This is a genomic window from Streptomyces graminilatus (assembly GCF_001418565.1).
In the GTDB taxonomy this organism is placed as follows: Bacteria; Actinomycetota; Actinomycetes; order Streptomycetales; family Streptomycetaceae; genus Streptomyces; species Streptomyces graminilatus.
In genome coordinates this window covers 1-15,990 of sequence record NZ_LIQQ01000113.1, presented here as the reverse complement: position 1 = coordinate 15,990, position 15,990 = coordinate 1, and the positions used below count along the sequence as shown (strand labels likewise).

General features: G+C 71.8%; 16 protein-coding genes and 1 pseudogene. 10 read left to right on the top strand and 7 right to left on the bottom strand.

Annotated elements, in window-relative coordinates; genetic code table 11:
* Positions 1-468 (top strand): annotated as a pseudogene (locus AOK08_RS10985) (hypothetical protein); the annotation flags it as partial.
* Here AOK08_RS10985 and AOK08_RS10980 read toward each other — a convergent pair.
* Positions 465-1,721, bottom strand: coding sequence for an amidohydrolase (locus tag AOK08_RS10980; RefSeq protein WP_055525299.1), 1,257 nt, complete (start codon positions 1,719-1,721; stop codon positions 465-467). The pseudogene AOK08_RS10985 and the gene AOK08_RS10980 overlap by 4 nt on opposite strands.
* A 34-nt stretch (positions 1,722-1,755) precedes the next feature.
* Here AOK08_RS10980 and AOK08_RS10975 point away from each other — a divergent pair, with 34 nt between their 5' ends.
* Positions 1,756-2,325, top strand: a complete 570-nt coding sequence (locus tag AOK08_RS10975) for a hypothetical protein (RefSeq protein WP_055525298.1) — start codon at positions 1,756-1,758, stop codon at positions 2,323-2,325.
* Positions 2,326-2,360: 35 nt separating this feature from the next.
* Here AOK08_RS10975 and AOK08_RS10970 read toward each other — a convergent pair whose 3' ends face one another.
* Entirely contained in the window at positions 2,361-3,278 is a 918-nt protein-coding gene (locus tag AOK08_RS10970) for a LysR family transcriptional regulator (protein ID WP_055525297.1), read from the bottom strand.
* A 96-nt stretch (positions 3,279-3,374) separates the two neighbouring features.
* Here AOK08_RS10970 and AOK08_RS10965 point away from each other — a divergent pair, with 96 nt between their 5' ends.
* The 3 genes from AOK08_RS10965 (at position 3,375) to AOK08_RS10955 (ending at position 5,086) form a co-directional block, all read left to right on the top strand.
* Positions 3,375-4,112, top strand: a complete 738-nt coding sequence (locus tag AOK08_RS10965) for an SDR family oxidoreductase (RefSeq protein WP_055525296.1) — start codon at positions 3,375-3,377, stop codon at positions 4,110-4,112.
* 120 nt (positions 4,113-4,232) lie between these two features.
* Positions 4,233-4,745: a hypothetical protein gene (locus AOK08_RS10960; protein WP_055525295.1), complete on the top strand. Its 513-nt coding sequence runs from the start codon at positions 4,233-4,235 to the stop codon at positions 4,743-4,745.
* Positions 4,742-5,086 carry a transcriptional regulator gene (locus tag AOK08_RS10955; RefSeq protein WP_055525294.1) on the top strand — a complete coding sequence of 115 codons (345 nt, stop codon included), beginning with the start codon at positions 4,742-4,744 and terminating at the stop codon, positions 5,084-5,086. The genes AOK08_RS10960 and AOK08_RS10955 overlap by 4 nt, the downstream gene beginning before the upstream one ends.
* Positions 5,087-5,113: 27 nt before the next feature.
* Here the strand turns inward: AOK08_RS10955 and helR are convergent, their stop codons facing one another.
* Positions 5,114-7,339 (bottom strand): RNA polymerase recycling motor ATPase HelR, encoded by a 2,226-nt coding sequence (helR, locus tag AOK08_RS10950; RefSeq protein ID WP_055525293.1) that lies wholly within the window; start codon positions 7,337-7,339, stop codon positions 5,114-5,116.
* A 160-nt stretch (positions 7,340-7,499) separates the two neighbouring features.
* Positions 7,500-7,772, bottom strand: a complete 273-nt coding sequence (locus AOK08_RS10945) for a hypothetical protein (RefSeq protein ID WP_055525292.1) — start codon at positions 7,770-7,772, stop codon at positions 7,500-7,502.
* A 230-nt stretch (positions 7,773-8,002) separates the two neighbouring features.
* On the opposite strand from AOK08_RS10945, the gene AOK08_RS10940 reads away from it, so the two are divergent.
* The 4 genes from AOK08_RS10940 to AOK08_RS10920 all read left to right on the top strand — a co-directional run bounded on the left by AOK08_RS10940 (position 8,003) and on the right by AOK08_RS10920 (position 12,638).
* On the top strand, positions 8,003-9,550 hold the full coding sequence (locus AOK08_RS10940; protein WP_055525291.1) for an NCS1 family nucleobase:cation symporter-1: 1,548 nt from the start codon (positions 8,003-8,005) through the stop codon (positions 9,548-9,550).
* Positions 9,551-9,927: 377 nt separating this feature from the next.
* A complete protein-coding gene (locus tag AOK08_RS10930; RefSeq protein ID WP_055525289.1) occupies positions 9,928-11,271 on the top strand; it encodes a helix-turn-helix domain-containing protein in 1,344 nt (447 codons plus the stop codon).
* 78 nt (positions 11,272-11,349) lie between these two features.
* Positions 11,350-11,967 (top strand): RNA polymerase sigma factor, encoded by a 618-nt coding sequence (locus AOK08_RS10925; RefSeq protein WP_241826912.1) that lies wholly within the window; start codon positions 11,350-11,352, stop codon positions 11,965-11,967.
* Positions 11,964-12,638: a hypothetical protein gene (locus AOK08_RS10920; RefSeq protein WP_055525287.1), complete on the top strand. Its 675-nt coding sequence runs from the start codon at positions 11,964-11,966 to the stop codon at positions 12,636-12,638. The genes AOK08_RS10925 and AOK08_RS10920 overlap by 4 nt, the downstream gene beginning before the upstream one ends.
* Positions 12,639-12,671: 33 nt before the next feature.
* Here AOK08_RS10920 and AOK08_RS10915 read toward each other — a convergent pair whose 3' ends face one another.
* Both AOK08_RS10915 and AOK08_RS10910 read right to left on the bottom strand, forming a co-directional pair.
* Entirely contained in the window at positions 12,672-13,442 is a 771-nt protein-coding gene (locus AOK08_RS10915; protein WP_241826911.1) for a hypothetical protein, read from the bottom strand.
* Between the two features lie 99 nt (positions 13,443-13,541).
* Positions 13,542-14,540: a hypothetical protein gene (locus tag AOK08_RS10910; protein ID WP_063794046.1), complete on the bottom strand. Its 999-nt coding sequence runs from the start codon at positions 14,538-14,540 to the stop codon at positions 13,542-13,544.
* Positions 14,541-14,710: 170 nt separating this feature from the next.
* On the opposite strand from AOK08_RS10910, the gene AOK08_RS10905 reads away from it, so the two are divergent.
* Positions 14,711-15,724, top strand: coding sequence for a nucleoside hydrolase (locus tag AOK08_RS10905; protein ID WP_055525300.1), 1,014 nt, complete (start codon positions 14,711-14,713; stop codon positions 15,722-15,724).
* A 109-nt stretch (positions 15,725-15,833) separates the two neighbouring features.
* Here the strand turns inward: AOK08_RS10905 and AOK08_RS43025 are convergent, their stop codons facing one another.
* Complete coding sequence (locus tag AOK08_RS43025; RefSeq protein ID WP_079053970.1) at positions 15,834-15,959, bottom strand: LAETG motif-containing sortase-dependent surface protein; 126 nt, start codon at positions 15,957-15,959, stop codon at positions 15,834-15,836.
* Positions 15,960-15,990 lie beyond the last annotated feature (31 nt).

Here is a 15,990-nt window from a genome sequence, read left to right as displayed (position 1 = left end):
CAGTGGGAAAGCAGGGACGACACCGACCCACACTCCCTCATCGCCTCCGCCGTCCAGACCGGCCACCACGCCCACGCCGACACCCTCGCCGCCCAGTGGCAGCAGACGGCCCGCCACACACACGGCCCCGCTTCGGAGGAAGCCCTGCACTGGACCGAAGTCCGCGCCGACCTCGCGATGTTCGCCGGCAATCCGGCCCGCAGCTGCCGGCTCTGGCTGACCGTCGCCGACGCGCGGCTGGGCGCCGGCCAGCCCCCGGACGCGCCCGCGGTCGAGGCCGCCGTCGACCGTGCCCACCACCAGTGGACAAGCCTCGGCGAGAGCGCCGACGCCCGCGAACTCGGCCCGGCGGTCGTCGAGTCGAGGCGCCGGGTACCGGGCCGCCGCGAAGGTGCCGTGCAGCATGCCGAGCGCCGGTTGGAGAGGCTGGAGAAGTTGGAGCGGGCCGTCCAGCGCGTGGCGGGCTAGGCCGGCGTCAGGACAGTCAGCGCCGCCGACACCAGGGTCCGTACCCCGGGTGTGACCGTCGACAGGTCCGGGGCGAACAGCGGACTGTGGTTGCTCGGGACGGCCGCGAGCTTGTCCATGATGTCGCCGCTCCCCTCCGCCGCGTCCCACACCTCACCCGGTGTGGTCGTCACGAACCAGTAGGCGTACGGGAGTTGGCCCGGCGCCAGGTGGGCGAAGTCCTCGCTGCCCATGGCCGGGCCGGGGTCGAAGACCGTACCCGCGCCGAAGACCGCGCGGTGGACGTCGGCCACCCGCCCGTCGAGCGTGGCGTCGTTGACCGTCACCGGGAAGGCCGCCCCGACCTCGATCTCCGGCTCGCGCGGGCAGCCCGCCGCCAGGCACTCGCCCGCCGCGATCCGCCTGATCGCGGCCAGCATGCGGTCCCGTACGTCGGTCGACTGGGTGCGCAGATTCAGGCCGATACGGGCCGTCGCCGGGATGATGTTGTGCCGGGTGCCGGCCTCGATCACGCCGACCGTGAGGACGGCGGAGTCGCGCGCCGCGACCTCGCGCGAGACGACCGTCTGGAGGCGCGTGACGATGTACGCGGCCGTCACCACCGGGTCGACCGTCGTCTCGGGCCGGGAACCATGGCCACCCCGCCCGTGCACGGTCACATCGACATCCGTCGACGCCGACATGATCAGGCCGGGGACGTGCGGGTAGAGGCCCGCCGGGCCCGGCGCCGCGTGTTGCGCCAGCAACGCGTCCGGGCGCGGGAAACGCTCGTAGAGGCCGTCCGCCAGCATCGCCCGCGCGCCCTCGCCCGTCTCCTCGGCGGGCTGCCCGACCACGACGAGCGTGCCGCGCCACGTGTCCCGGCCCGCCGACAGGGCCTGGGCCGCCCCCACCAGCCAGGTCACGTGCAGGTCGTGCCCGCAGGCGTGCATCACGCCGGGGACGGTGGACGCGTAGGGAAGCCCCGTCTCCTCCGGGACGGGGAGCGCGTCCATGTCGGCCCGGAGCAGGACCGTCGGGCCGTCACCGTTGCGCAGGACGCCCACGACGCCCGTGCCGCCGACGCCCTCGGTCGTCTCGTACCCGGACTTCCGCAGGGCCTGGGCCAGCACGCCCGCCGTACGGTGTTCCGCCAGCGAGAGTTCCGGGTGGCGGTGCAGGTCGCGGTAGAGGTCCTCCAGGGCCGGGACCGGAAGGTCTGCGGTGAGGTCGAGCGCGGCGCGGGCGGCACGGGCGGCCGCGGAAGAGGTCACGGGGGCAGCGTATGCCGCCGCCGCTGGTGTCCACGTGGACCGGGTCCTGCGCAAGGTCGGTTCGGAGCGGCCGGCCGAACGGGCGGGTGCCACGCGGTTGTTGCGCGACTCCGCGTACGACATGACCGGCATCCTCCGCAAGATCGTCCACCACACGCTGATCAACGGCATCGTGGCCTGGCTGCCGCGCGGCATCGTGGCCGTGGTCCTGATCGTCGTGACCATTAGCATGACCATCGCCGTGCGCGGGATCGTCGGCGGCGCGCTCTCGGCCGTCTCGTACGGGCGTACGGTCGCCACCATCAGCTGGGCCCGCATCCTGGCGCTGGGCGTCATCGCCGCCCTCGGCCGGGCGGGCATCGCCCGTCACGTCACCCGGCCGGTGCTGTACGCGGCGCTCGCGGTGGTCGTCGGCATCCTGGTCGGCGGCGGCATGATCGCGCCGACGCGCCGGCGCTGGGAGCGGATGCCGACGGAGTTCGAGCGGGAGACGGTGACCGCCAAGGGGAGCGCCGGCGCGTACCGGGCGGGCCGCGACGGCGCCCTCACCAACGAGCCGGTCCAGGAGCGGACCGACCCGCCGCCGCGTACGACCGACATGTAGCCGGCCCCCGCCTCTGCTGCTTCCGCGCCCGCGTGTCAAAGTCGCGTCGCCGTGCGCACCAGTCCGGCCAGGGCGAGGGAGCGGCTGTGGGCCGGCCACGCGATGTGGGTGACGACGGGAGGCGCGTCGGTCAGCGGGACGGCCGCGTGCTCGGCCCACAGCCAGGCGCGGGCGGAGACGGGGAGGACGGCCACGGTGCGTCCCAGGGCGATGAGCTGGGCGAGCTGTGTCTGGTCGCGGATCTCGGGGCCGGGGCCGGGCGCATACGTGCCGTGGCTGGGCCAGCGCGCGGGCGGAAGACCGGGGATGTCGCCGACCTCGGCCAGGGACAGGGTCCGGCGCTTCGCGAGGGGGTGTCCGGCGGGCAGGACGGCGATCCGCCCTTCGGACATCAGTTCCTCGCTGTCGAACCCGGCGAGGGAGTTGTACGGCGTGTGCATGAGCGCCACATCGGCGCGTCCGTCGCGCAGCATCTCCTCCTGCTCGCACATGCCGCAGGGCAGCACCTCGATCTCGGCGGCGTCGGGCTCGGCCGCGTAGGCGTCGAGGAGCCTGTGCAGCAGTTCGTGGGACGCGCCGGCCTTCAGCGCCAGCACCAGGCGATCGCGGTGGCCGCTCGGCCGTCCGGTGGCACCGGCGCGACGCGTGCGGCGGGCGGCGGCGGCCGTCGCGTCGAGGGCCGCGCGGCCCTCGTGCAGCAGTACCTCCCCGGCGCCGGTCAGGGATACGCCACGGCGGTTGCGGCTCAACAGGCAGACACCGAGGCGCCGTTCGAGCTGCTGGATCGCCCGGGACAGCGGCGGCTGGGCCATACCGAGCCGCTCGGCGGCACGACCGAAGTGGAGTTCTTCGGCGACGGCCAGAAAGTACCTCAGCTCACGCGTCTCCAAGGTGGCCGTGGCATCCGTGGCATCCGTGGCATCCGTGGTGTCCGTGGCATCCGTGGTGTCCATGGCCACACAACATAGCCCGGGTGATACCTGCCGGGTATGACAGAGCACCTCATCGGTGTTGGATGCGCCGCTCGTCCGCGAGCGAACATCAACGGCATGAGCGAAACGAGAACCGCGCTGGTGACCGGCGCGAACAAGGGGATCGGCTACGAGATCGCGGCCGGGCTGGGGGCTCTGGGCCACCGGGTGGTCGTGGGAGCCCGGGACGACATCCGGCGTGAAACCGCGGTCGAGAAGCTGCGTGCCGCCGGGGTGGACGCGTACGGTGTGCCGCTGGACGTGACCGGCGACCAGAGCGTCTCCGAGGCCGCGCGACTGATCGAGCGGCGGGCCGGAGTCCTGGACGTCCTGGTCAACAACGCCGGTATCTCGGGGCCCATGGGCCCGGACTGGACGCAGGACCCGAGCGCACTCGACCTCGACGTGGTCCGCGCGGTCGTGGACACCAACGTCCTCGGCGTCATCCGGGTGACCAACGCGATGCTTCCGCTGCTGCGCCGCTCACCCGCTCCGCGCATCGTGAACGTCTCCAGCGGCGTCGCCTCCCTGGCCCGGCAGGCCGACCCGGACATCGAGATCGGCCCCGTCATGGCGGCTTACGCGCCCTCGAAGTCGTTCCTCAACGCCGTCACCGTGCAGTACGCCCGGCAGTTCGCCGGTACGGGCATCCTGATCAACGCCGCCTGCCCCGGCCTGGTCGCCACCGACTTCACCGGCTTCTTCGGCTCCCGAACCCCGGAACAGGGCGCGGCCACGGCGATCCGCCTCGCCACGCTGCCGGACGACGGCCCGACGGGTTCGTTCTTCGAGGACGAGGGCGTCATCCCCTGGTGAGGCCCTGGTGTGGCCCTGGAGTGGCCCTGGTGCGGCCCTGACGAGGTGCGCTGCCACTGAGTTGCCATTCCGGAAACTCGTCTCTTTCCATCATGGAAACCATCGGCTACTCTTTCCGTCATGGAAACAAACGGGGTACACGGCGACGGGCACGGGATACGACTGACGCAGGAACAGGCCCGTTCCGCACTCGCCGACACCGAGCAGGTCCGGGCCTCGGCCGCCGCACTGTCGGCCACACCATGGCCGACCTGGTTCTTCGTCACGCTCACGCTCTACACCGCCGCGCTTCCGATCATGTGCGGAGGCATGCTGGCGGAGTCGGACTGGCTGCTGCCGGGCCCCGCCTGGATGGGCGTCATGCTGGCGGCCACCGCCGTGTACGGAGTGCTCTCCGCCGTCGCGTCCAAGGGCTGGCGTGAGCGGACCGGGGTGGCCCTGCGGTACGACGTGCTGCCGAAGCGGGCGACCGTGCCGCTGGCGATCGGCCTGCCCGTGGTGCTGGTGGGGTCGGCGCTCGCGTTCCGCTCCACGGGGAAGCCGGCGTGGCTGATCGCGGCCTCGCTGGCCGGCGTGGCTGCCTCCGTCGGCTTCCACCTCACCTTCGTACGCCTGCACAGGAAGACCACGTGAGCGCCGGGGCCGACGCCGGGGCCGGGGTCGATGACGGCCTGGCGGGCTTCGACACCACCATCCACGCCCCGATCCGGCTGCGCGTCTGCGCTCTGCTGGACGCGGCGGGCGAGGCGGAGTTCGGCCTGGTCCAGAAGCAGTTGGGCCTCTCGGCCTCCGTGCTGAGCAAGCACGTCACCGTGCTGATGGACGCCGGTTACGTCGAGCAGCGCAAGGCCGTCCGCGACACCCGGCAGCGTGTGTGGCTCCGCCTGACCGCGCGGGGCCGGGACGCCTACCGGGGCCACCTGGCGGCCCTGCGCGCGATCGTGGGCCCATCGGACCCACCAGCCGCTCCCTGATCTCCGCGACACGGGGGCTCGCGTTCGTCAACCGGTCAGGATGACGAGCTGCTGCGTAGCCCGGGTCATCGCGACATAGCGGTCCACCGCCCCCTCGATGCCCTCGCCCCCGCCGAACGACTCGGGGTCGACGAGGACGACGAGGTCGAATTCGAGCCCCTTGGACAGTTCAGGGGTGAGCGAACGGACCCGGGGCGTCGGCCGGAACCCGGGGGCGCCGATGACGCAGGCGATGCCGTCGGCGTGTGAGGCGAGCCAGGTGTCGAGGACCGAACCGAGGTCCGACACCGGACCGTGCACGACCGGGACACCGCCGCTGCGGATCGACGTCGGCACGTTGGCGTCGGGGAGGGCGGCCCGGATGACCGGCGCGGCCTCCGCCATGATCTCTTCAGGTGTCCGGTAGTTGATGGTGAGCGAGGCCATCGTGACGCGGTCGAGGCCGACCCGTCCGAGGCGCTCCTCCCACGACTCCGTGAACCCGTGCCGGGCCTGGGCGCGGTCCCCGACGATGGTGAAACTCCGCGACGGGCACCGCAGCAGCAGCATCTGCCACTCCGCGTCGGTCAGTTCCTGGGCCTCGTCCACGACGATGTGCGCGAACGGGCCGGCGAGCAAATCGGGGTCGGGGACGGCCAGTTCGGACTCGTCGACCAGGCTGACCTTGGCGTCCTCGCCGCGCAGCATCCGTACCAGGCCCTCGCCCTCGTCACCGTCGGCGCCGGAGGCGCGGGCGGCGTCGATCAGGTTGTCGACGACCTGGGTCATCCGCTCGCGCTGGGCCGCGAGGACGCTCTCGTGCCGCCGCTTGCGCCGGGCTGCCTCCGGGTCGCCGAGCCGCTGCCGTGCCGCGTCCAGGACCGGCAGGTCGGACACGGTCCAGGCGTGGGCGTCCGCGCGCCGCAACGCCCGTACCTCGTCGGGGCTCAGCCAGGGCGCGCACATCCGCAGGTAGGCGGGTACCGTCCACAGGTCTCCGACCAGGTCGGCCGCTTCGAGCAGCGGCCAGGCGCTGTTGAAGGCGGCGACCAGCTCCCGGTCCCGCACGAGCGACTCGCGGAGCCGGTCGGGAGACGCGCCGAGATCCTCTTCGTGCTTCTCGGCGAGGATCGTGAGGATCTCCTCCCAGACCTGGTCGCGGGCCTCGTTGTGCGGCACACCGGGTGCCGATTCGAAGGCGACGGCCCAGTCGGCGGCGGTCAGCCGTACGTCGGACCAGGGGGTGGAGACCGTGAGCCCCTGGGTGGGCGGCTCCTCGTAGAACCGGACGGCCTTCTCGACCGCCTTCACCATGTCCGCCGACGACTTCAGCCGGGCGACCTCCGGGTCCGCCTCGACCGCCGCCGAGGCCCCCTCGTCGACGAGGTCCCGCAGGGTGCAGGTCTGCACGCCCTCCTCGCCGAGACTGGGCAGGACGTCGGCGACGTACGCCAGATAGGGCCGGTGCGGGCCGACGAACAGGATGCCGCCGCCACGCCGATGATGGCCGAGGCGGGGGTCGGCGTAGAGGAGGTAGGCGGAGCGGTGCAGGGCGACGACGGTCTTGCCGGTACCGGGGCCGCCGTCGACGACGAGCGCGCCGCGCGATCCGGCGCGGATGATGGCGTCCTGGTCGGCCTGGATGGTGCCGAGGACGTCCCGCATGCGCGGTGAGCGGTTGGTGCCCAGGCTGGCGATGAAGGCGGACTGGTCGTCGAGGGCGGCGGCGTGCCCGTCGAAGCCGTCCGGGGCGAACACCTCGTCCCAGTAGTCGCTGATCCGGCCGTCGGTCCAGCGGTACCGGCGGCGGCTCGCCAGGCCCATCGGGTTGCCGTGGGTGGCGCCGAAGAACGGCTCGGCGGCCGGGGAACGCCAGTCGAGCAGCAGACGACGGCCCGTGGAGTCGGTGAGACCGAGCCGGCCGACGTACACGGTCTGTTCGGCGCCGTCCTCCTCCGTACCGCCGACCATGTGTCCGAGGCACAGGTCCAGCCCGTAGCGGCGCAGGGTGCGCAGACGGGCGGTGAGCCGGTGGATCTCGGTGTCCCGGTCCATCGCCTCGCGGCCGGTGCCGCCGGGTGCCCGGCGCTCGGCGTCGAGCCGGCCGGACAGCTCGGCGATCGACTGCTCCAGACACTCCGCGATGGCGGCGAAGTGCAGCTCGTCGTGGGCGATCAGCTTGGGGTCGGCTTTGCGGGAGAGACGGTCGGGAAGATCGAAGACGGCATCAACTCCCGTCTGTGGGACGGCGGTTGACGTTGGTGGAACACGCACTGCAGGACTCCCCGTATCCGCGGATTTCGGCTCAGGCGGGAGATTCTGCGGCACACCGGGGGCCTTGCCGCAAGCCCCCCGGTGCGCTATATCTTGAACATGGCAAGGGGTGCGCGACTCCTTGCTTTTTTGTTTTCCCGGGGCATCCGCACGGTCCTGCTCAGCCCTCTGTGGCCCGCCTGGCCCATCGCGTCCTGACGACATGAATGGCCAGGACGAGTGCGGTGATCGTCCCCAGGCCGAAGGCCAGGCGCACGAAGGCATCGATGACCTTGCCGACGGAGAAGCCGTGGAAGAAGCCGGAGCCGAGGGCGACCAGGAACTTCACGAGCGCTTGGGCGTAGAGCACGAGGGCCACGTGGGCCAGGTCGAACCTGCGTCGCTTCTTCTTGGCCGGCTCTTCCGGATCCGGGGGTTCCGCTTCGTTCTCCACTCGGAGGACTCTCGGTCGGCGGTGTGCGGAAAAGCAACCAAGAAGGTGAAAAGTCCACAGACGTGCCGTACGAGTGGATCACGACGATCGGTACGGGCGCGTTTCGCGGAGTGGAAGGAAACTTCCATTGACGATTCGGTTACGTGCGTGGCACTTGGGTGAAACATCCGGGACGTTCCCTTTAGGCCATCCGGCGCCATCGTGGCGACCCGCGCAGGAAGAGAAACCCGATGACGGACACGGTCAGAGACACGGGCGGCGGCCCGGAGGTCACGGTCACGGACACCGAGGGCTACTCGCCCCGCCTCTACAACGAGGACCTCGCCCCGGCCACCGAGCGCAAGTGGGGCGCGTTCAGCATCTTCAACGTGTGGACGTCCGACGTCCACAGTCTCTACGGCTACTTCCTCGCCGCCAGCCTGTTCCTGGTCGCCGGCAACACGTTCAAGTTCCTGATCGGCATCGGCGTCGGATCGCTGGTCATCTACTACCTGATGACGCTGATCGGCAAGGCCGGCGTGCGTACGGGCGTCCCGTACCCGGTCCTGGCCCGCGCCTCGTTCGGCACCTTCGGCGCCAACGTTCCCGCACTTGTACGGGCCGTCGTCGCCACCTTCTGGTACGGAGCCCAGACCAGCGCGGCGGCCGGCGCGATCGTGGCCTTCCTGACCCGCTACAGCGGCCCGAAGCACCTGCACGAGACGACCCACCTGTTCGGCCACAGCGGCCTGGAGGTCATCTGCTACCTCGCCGTCTGGGCGGCCCAGCTGCTGATCATCAGCAAGGGCATGGAGACGGTCCGCCGCTTCCAGGACTTCGCGGGTCCGGCGGTCTGGCTGATGATGCTGGTGCTGGCCGTGGCCCTGTCGGTGAAGGCGGGCACGCTGTCCTTCTCCGTGGACATGCCGGCCAAGGACCTGGCCGCGCTGGCGAAGAACGCGACCGGCCTGGACGTGACGCCCGGTTCGTTCGCCGCGATAGCGGCCATCGCCGCGACCTGGGTGACGTACTTCGCCGCGCTGTTCCTGAACTTCGGTGACTTCGCCCGCTTCACGGCGGACGAGAAGACCCTGAAGAAGGGCAACGTCTGGGGCCTGCCGGTCAACCTGATCCTGTTCTCCCTGGTGGCGGCGCTGACGACCGCCTCCGCGAGCAAGGTGTACGGCCAGGTCATCCTCGAACCGGCGGCGATCTCCGCGAAGTTCGACAGCGCGTTCCTCGTCCTGCTGGCCGCCCTGACCTTCGCGGTCGCGACCCTCGGCATCAACGTCGTCGCCAACTTCGTCAGCCCGGCCTTCGACTTCGCCAACGTGGCCCCGAAGCACATCACCTTCAAGAAGGGCGGCCTCATCGCCGCCGTCATCGCCCTTCTCCTCTACCCCCTCCACCCGTGGGACAACGCCCCGAGCTTCGTCAACGCCATCGGCTCGACGATGGGCCCGATCTTCGGTGTGGTGGTCGTCGACTACTACCTCCTCCGCAAGGGTCAGCTGAACATCCCCGCCCTCTACAAGGAGGACGGCGAGTTCCGCTTCCAGGGCGGCTGGAACGTACGCGCCTTCGTGGCGGCGGCGGTCGGCGCGCTCTTCTCCAGCATCCTCCCGACGTACGGCCCGGCGGGCTACGGGGCGACGCTGGGCCCGTACTCCTGGTTCATCGGGGTACTGGTCGCGGGAGTGATCTACTTCGGCATCAGCGGCGGCAAGAGCCCCCTGACGGCGGCTCCCGCAGAGGCCGCGGAGGCGACCTCCGAGACCCCCGCGGAGCCGGTGGCCTGACAACGGACGGACCGACTCACCGACTCACTGACTGACTGAGGGTCGGTCCCGTCGGTGCCCTGCCCGGACATGTTGTCGTCCGGGTGGGGCACCGTTCTCGTAGGTGGGGACGAGGGTTATCGCGCCGCCGGGCTCACAGGCTGTGTGGCTTGGTGGTGGCTCAAGAGGGTGGTGTGGTGGGGTTCTGCCGCGCGGGCCGGGCCCACGTTCGCCGCGAGGACCAGTGCGGCTGCGGCGACGATCGCCGCGCAGATGGCTCTGGAGTATGAGAGCACGGCGACCTCGCAATGACAGCGACGTATTAAGCACGCTTAACCCGTGGCTTAACGTAGAGGCTGACGTACCTCAACGGCAAGTAGGCACAGGGGAGTTGGGCGATGGCGGAGCGGGACGACCCGGAAGTCATCGGGCGCAGGGTGCAGCGGCTGCGTATCGAGCAGGGGCTGACACAGCGGCAGTTGGCGGAGCCCGCCTACACCCCCGCGTACATCTCCACCCTGGAGGCGGGACGGGTTCGCCCCTCCGACGACGCGCTGCGGCACATCGCCGAGCGACTCGGGGTGGAATACGAGGAGTTGGTGACCGGTAGGCCTGCCCGTCTGGCCACTGACGTCCGGCTGCGCCTCACCGACGCCCAGCGCACCCTCGCCACCGGCGAGACCGAGGCGGCGGCCCGGCAGTACGGGGAGCTGCGGGAGGAGGCCGCGCGGCTCGGGCTGGTCGGGGAAGAGGCGACCGCGCTGCTCGGGCTCGGCGAGTGCGGCATGGAGACCGGGGATCTCGCCGCCGCCCAGGAGTACTTCGAACTCGCCGAGCGGTGCCTCGCCGACGAGCCGCTGACCCGGCGGGTCCCCGCCCTGCGCGGCCGGGCCGTCGCGCACTATCTGGCCGGTGAACTCCGGTACTCCGTATACCTTCTCGAGTCCACCATCGACGAGCTGAACCGTGGCGGACTGCACGACCCGGACGCGCTCCTCCCCCTCTACGCCAGCTCCATCGCCCCCTACATGGACATGGGCGCCCACGCGCGGGCGGCCCAGGCGGCCGAACTCGCCCTCGCGCTCGCCCCGCAGGTCAGCGATCCGGCACTGGTCGCCCGGATGCACCGGCAGGTGGCCCGCACGATGCTCGCCGAGGGCCGGTACGCGGAGGCCGACGCCTCCCTGGCCAAGGCCGCCGAGCTGTACCGGCAGCTCCAGATCCGTACCGAGCTGGCCAACTGCCACTGGATGCGCGGGTATCTGCACGCCCAGCAGAACGAACTCGCCGGTGCCGAAGCGGAGTTGAGGGAGGCGCTGGCCATGCTGTCCGCCAGGCGCGCCGCCCTCTACAGCAGCCAGGTCGCGGTCGAGCTGGCCGACGTACTGCACCGGCGCGGCAAGTCCGACGAGGCCGCCGCGCTCCTGCACGACGTCCTCGGCGACCTGTCCTCGGAGCGCGGTGCCGTCCACTCGGCCGCCGCCCACCGGCTGCTCGGCATCATCGCCGAGGACGCCCGCGACACGGACCGGGCGGAGGAGCACTACGTCCGCGCCCTCAGCGTCCTGGAGCGCGCGGGCGCCGCCGGTGACCTCGCCGACCTGTGCCGGCTCCTCGGCGACCTGCTGCGCCGCACCGGCCGGGTGGAGGCCGCGCTCGACGCGTACCGGACGGGACTGGGGCACCGTACGGCCCCCGGAACCACCACCCTGGGCCCGGCCCCAGCCCAGCCACCTCTCTGACGGCATCCTGTCCGGCAGTTTCCTGTCCGGCGGGTGAAAGGATCCCCCCGGTGCCGGACAGGTCGGGGCGTGGAATCCATGACGGAGAAGAGGGGCGCCCGGGATCAGCGGGCCCGTTTCGAGGCGTTGGCGCACATCGTGACGGTGCCCCTGCACCGCTATCTGCTGCGCCGCGCCGACCCCGACCAGGTCGAGGACGTCCTCGCGGAGACACTGCTGGTGCTGTGGCGCCGCGTCGAGGACGTACCGGGTCTGGCGGAGTCGCACCTCCCCGGCCTGGACCCCGACGCCGTACTGCCCTGGTGCTACGGCGTGGCCCGGGGCTGCCTCGCCAACGCGCGCCGCGCGGAACGCCGTAGACGCTCGCTGCTGGAACGCCTGATGTGGACGGCGGGCACGGCGGCCGGGGTGGCCGGGGCGGCGGACGCCGACCACACCGACCTGCACGCGGCGCTCGGCCAACTCCGCGCGCTGGACCGCGAGATCGTCCTGCTGTGGGCGTACGAGGAGCTGCCGCCGGCCCGGATCGCCGAGGTGACCGGCCTGACCGCGAACGCCGTGAGCATCCGGCTGCACCGGGCGAAGAAGAAGCTGGCGGCGCGACTTGAGCGAAAGACCGGGGCACGCCCCGGACATGAGACGGACGAAGGACAAGAAACCGAAACCGGAAACGGAAACGGAAGGAGCAGTCGGTGAACGACGACGAGTTGCTGGCCCACCTGAGGGCCACGGACCCGGCCCTGACCTCGAAGGCTCCCCGACCCGACGTCCCCCGTCTCGTGGAGGCCACGATGAACACGACCACCCCGACAACCACGACCACGACCACGACGACCGCGACCAAGGCCAGGGGCGCGGGGTCGCGCCGCTTCCTCGTACCCGCCCTGGCGTTCACCGCCCTGCTGCTGGTGGGGGGCGGGATCACCTGGGGCGTCGGGGCGAGCGGAGACGGCACACGGGCCAAGGCCGCCGCGCCCACGGCGACGGGCGCGCCCGCAGCCAAGCCCCTGCCCCTGAGCCTCACCGGCGGCGCGTCGAGCGCGAAGTGTGCGGCACCCACCCCTGAACTGCTGCGCCATCACGAACTCGCCTTCGAGGGCACGGCCACCGCCAAGCAGGACGACGGTGTGGACCTCAAGGTCGACCACTGGTACCGCGCCCCCGCCGACCGTGCTTCCGCCGACCGCCCCACCGAGGTCCACCTCAGCAACGACGAGGCCAACTCGGAGGCCCCGGCCTTCGAACCCGGCGCCCACTACCTGGTGACCGCCGAGAACGGCGCCGTCCCGATCTGCGGCGGCACCACGGCGGCCACGGACGAGGCGAGGGCCATGTTCCAGGAGGCTTTCGGGGCCTCGCAGAAGTAGGGACAGGGAAAGGGAAGCGCACTTGAGGCCGGCTCAGCGCTTCCCGCCGCCACTGCGGTACGTCGAGATGCCCAGGGCCAGCAGCCAGTAGCTGAGGATCGCGCCCATCAAGGCTGTCGTGCCCCAGCCGTTCGCCGCGTAGAAGTCGGCCGGGGTGTTGCCGAAGAACAGGGACGGTACGAAGGCCAGGTTGACGACCGCCAGGGCGTAGGCCGAGCGGGCGGTCCAGCGTGGGAGGAGGTTCGTGCGGGCGATCGTGCGGCCGGTCGCCGCCAGGAACATGGCGAGCAGGAGGCGGCTGATCGAGCCGTAGAGGATGTACGTGCCGTTCACGTCGATCGTCGGGTCGATGGAGTGGTCGGTGGCGATCACCGCGCCCGCCTCCAGGCCCATGGAGACCAGGGTGATCGTCGCGTAGGCGAGTCCCGTCGAGCAGGCCAGCGAGGCCACCCACTCGTGGGCCGGGTCCACCCGTTTCACCAGTTCGCGGAAGCTCGTCACGAAGACGATCAGGAACGCCAGCGCGACGATCCCGACCAGAAGGCGGGCCAGGACGTTCGCGTCCGGGGGCGGGCCCGAGTAGACGAAGTACAGGGGCACCTGGACGATCAGGGCGACCGCCGCCGCGATGCACGCGGCACCGGTCAGACGGCGGAAGGTCGTCTCGCTCGGACCGGAGGTCGTCTCGCTCGGACCGGCCGTGCCTGTGCCGGTCGCGTCGGTTGTGCCGGTCGCGTCGGCCGCGTCAGTCGCGTGCTTGGTCTCTGTCGTCTTGTTCGTGTTCGTGTACTTGTTCTTGTTCATGCAAGCGATCGTGCCGCTCGCGGTGCTCTTCGTCCCTGGGCCTGGGCGGCGGATGTGGGGGTGGTGTCAGGTACACCATCCCCGGCCGCCGTACGTCGCTCAGTACAGGTCCTGGTCCGCGTTCTGGTCCTGGTCCGGTACCTGGCCGTCCTCCTGCGCCTCCTGCTCCTGTGGCTGCGGCTGGGGCCGGGGCTTGACCGGGCCCGTCGGGCTGGGGTCCTGGCTCTCGGCCGGGGGCTGGGACGGGGCCGGGCTCACGCTCTCGTCCTGTACCGGGGTCTGCGGTGCGGCCGCGGTCTCCTGAACGGTCTGCTCCAGGCGGTCGGCGCCGACCTCCACCGCGTGGACCGTGTACTCCGTGCGCGGCTCGGTCAGGCCGCCGTTGGTGACGACGATCGTGTCGTCGCCGACCCGTACGGCGGCCAGATCCAGGGTGAGCGTCGCCGGCGCGCCGTCCAGTTCGCCGCGCGTCGACAGCCGCAGGCCCTGTCTGGCGTCCCCCGCCTTCGGCAGCCCGATCGCCGTGACCCGTACCTCCTGGCGGGCGCCGCCCGGTCCGACTGCCGTGAAGCGGGCGCATTTCTTCGGCATCGACTTCAGCCAGGCGAGCTGCTTGTCCACGTCGGCGCGGTGGGCGGCGCCGACCTGGTAGCGGAGCTGCCCGCCCTCGTCGTTGTCGTCGAAGGCGGCCACGGCACGGGCGCCGGCCGGTTCGCCCAGCAACTCCTCCGTGTACACGGCGTCGAGGAGCCGTCCGCAGTCGGCGTTGTCCGCCGTCGCCTTCAGCAGCGCGTCCCGCCAGAGCGCGGCGCCCTGGGTACGGGTCCACGGGGCCCCCAGGTCGGCGTCGGTCAGCAGCGCACCCTGGGCCTGCGCCTCGGTGAGGGCGGCCGGGTCGACCGGGGAGGCGGAGGCCTGCTGTGCGGCGGGCGCGGCCGGGGCGGTGGGGGAGGCGGCGGCTCTGGCCTGGCGGTGTCCCGAGGTGTCCCCGGCGCCGCCGTCCCCGTCGTGCAGGAACACGGCCAACGTCAGCAGGGTGCCCAGCCCCAGGGCCGAGGCCAGCAGACGTACCGCGCGGGGAGAGGGCCGACGGGTCATCAAGGAGTTCCTCCAGAGGTGCCGGTACGTCAGATTCCTCCTCCGACGGCACCATTGACCGGGCACTCCCACCAGCGGGCCGGTCCGTACGGGTGAGCGGGGCCGGTGACGAGGGTGAACCGGCGGGGCGTGGCAGTCCGTACGGCCGGGAAGGAGCCCTCACCGTGACGATTACGGAACCCACCACCCAAGCCCGGCCCGAGGCCGCTTCAGCTCACCCCGTTCACCCCGTCCCGGTGATCATCGACTGCGACACCGGCGTCGACGACGCCCTCGCCCTGCTGTTCGCCGTACGCCACCCGGGGCTCGACCTCCGCGCGGTGACCTGCGTCGCCGGGAACACGGACGTCGACCAGGTCGTTCGCAACACCCTCACCGTTCTGGACATCGCCGGTGCCGCGCCCGGTCTGCCCGTCGCGCGCGGGGCCGAGCGGCCACTGATCGAGCCCGCGCGATTCGCCGAACATGTGCACGGGCGGGACGGCATGGGCGACCTCGGCCTGCCCGCGCCCGCCACCCGGGCGCCCGTGGACGTGGACGCGGTGACCCTGCTGCGCCGCGAGATACTCGGCTCGCCCCGCCCGGTCACCCTCATACCGACCGCGCCGCTCACCAACATCGCCCTGCTGCTGCGTACGTACCCCGAGGTGACCCGCAACATCGAGCGGATCGTCTTCATGGGCGGCGCGGTGGCCGTCGGCAACGCCACTCCCGTCGCCGAGTTCAACGTGTGGCACGACCCGGAGGCCGCCGCGATCCTGCTCACCGCCGGGGTGCCGATCACGATGTACGGCCTGGACGTCTTCCAGCGTGTCCTCGTGCCGCCCGCCGATGTCCAGCGGCTGCGCGCGAGCGCCGAACCGGGTGCGCGGCTCGCCGGTGACCTGCTCGCCCACCGCGACCCGGCCGCCTCCGGCGACCCCACCCCGACCGGCAACCTCGGCGACGCGGGCACCGTCTGCGCGGTCGCCGACCCGGCGGGGCTGACCACCCGCCTGCTGCCGGTCGAGGTCTCCCTCGCTCCCGGCCCGACCCGGGGCCAGACCGTCGTCGACCGCCGACCGCGCCACGGCGAGTCCGAGATCCACCACGGCGCGCGGGAGAAGCCGCTGGTGGACGTCGCGCTGGACATCGACGTGGAGCGGTACCTGAAGCTGTATCTGGGGACGGTCGAGAAGAGGTAGGGCCGCCGAGGGACTGGTGACGACGTCCGCCCCGGTGCCCGCTCGCGAGGAGCGGTACCGGGGCGGACGTGCGTACGCCTGTACTTCTGTGCGTCTGTACGTCAGCGGATCACGAACCGGCGTGAGCCGACCTGCGTCGCTTCGTCGCCACCACGATCGCCGCGCCGCCGGCCAGCAGCGCGGCGGCGCCCCCGGCGATCGGGCCCGCGGAGCTGCCGCCGCCGGTCTCGGCCAGCGGGGGCTGGGTGCCGCCCGGGGTCGTCGGG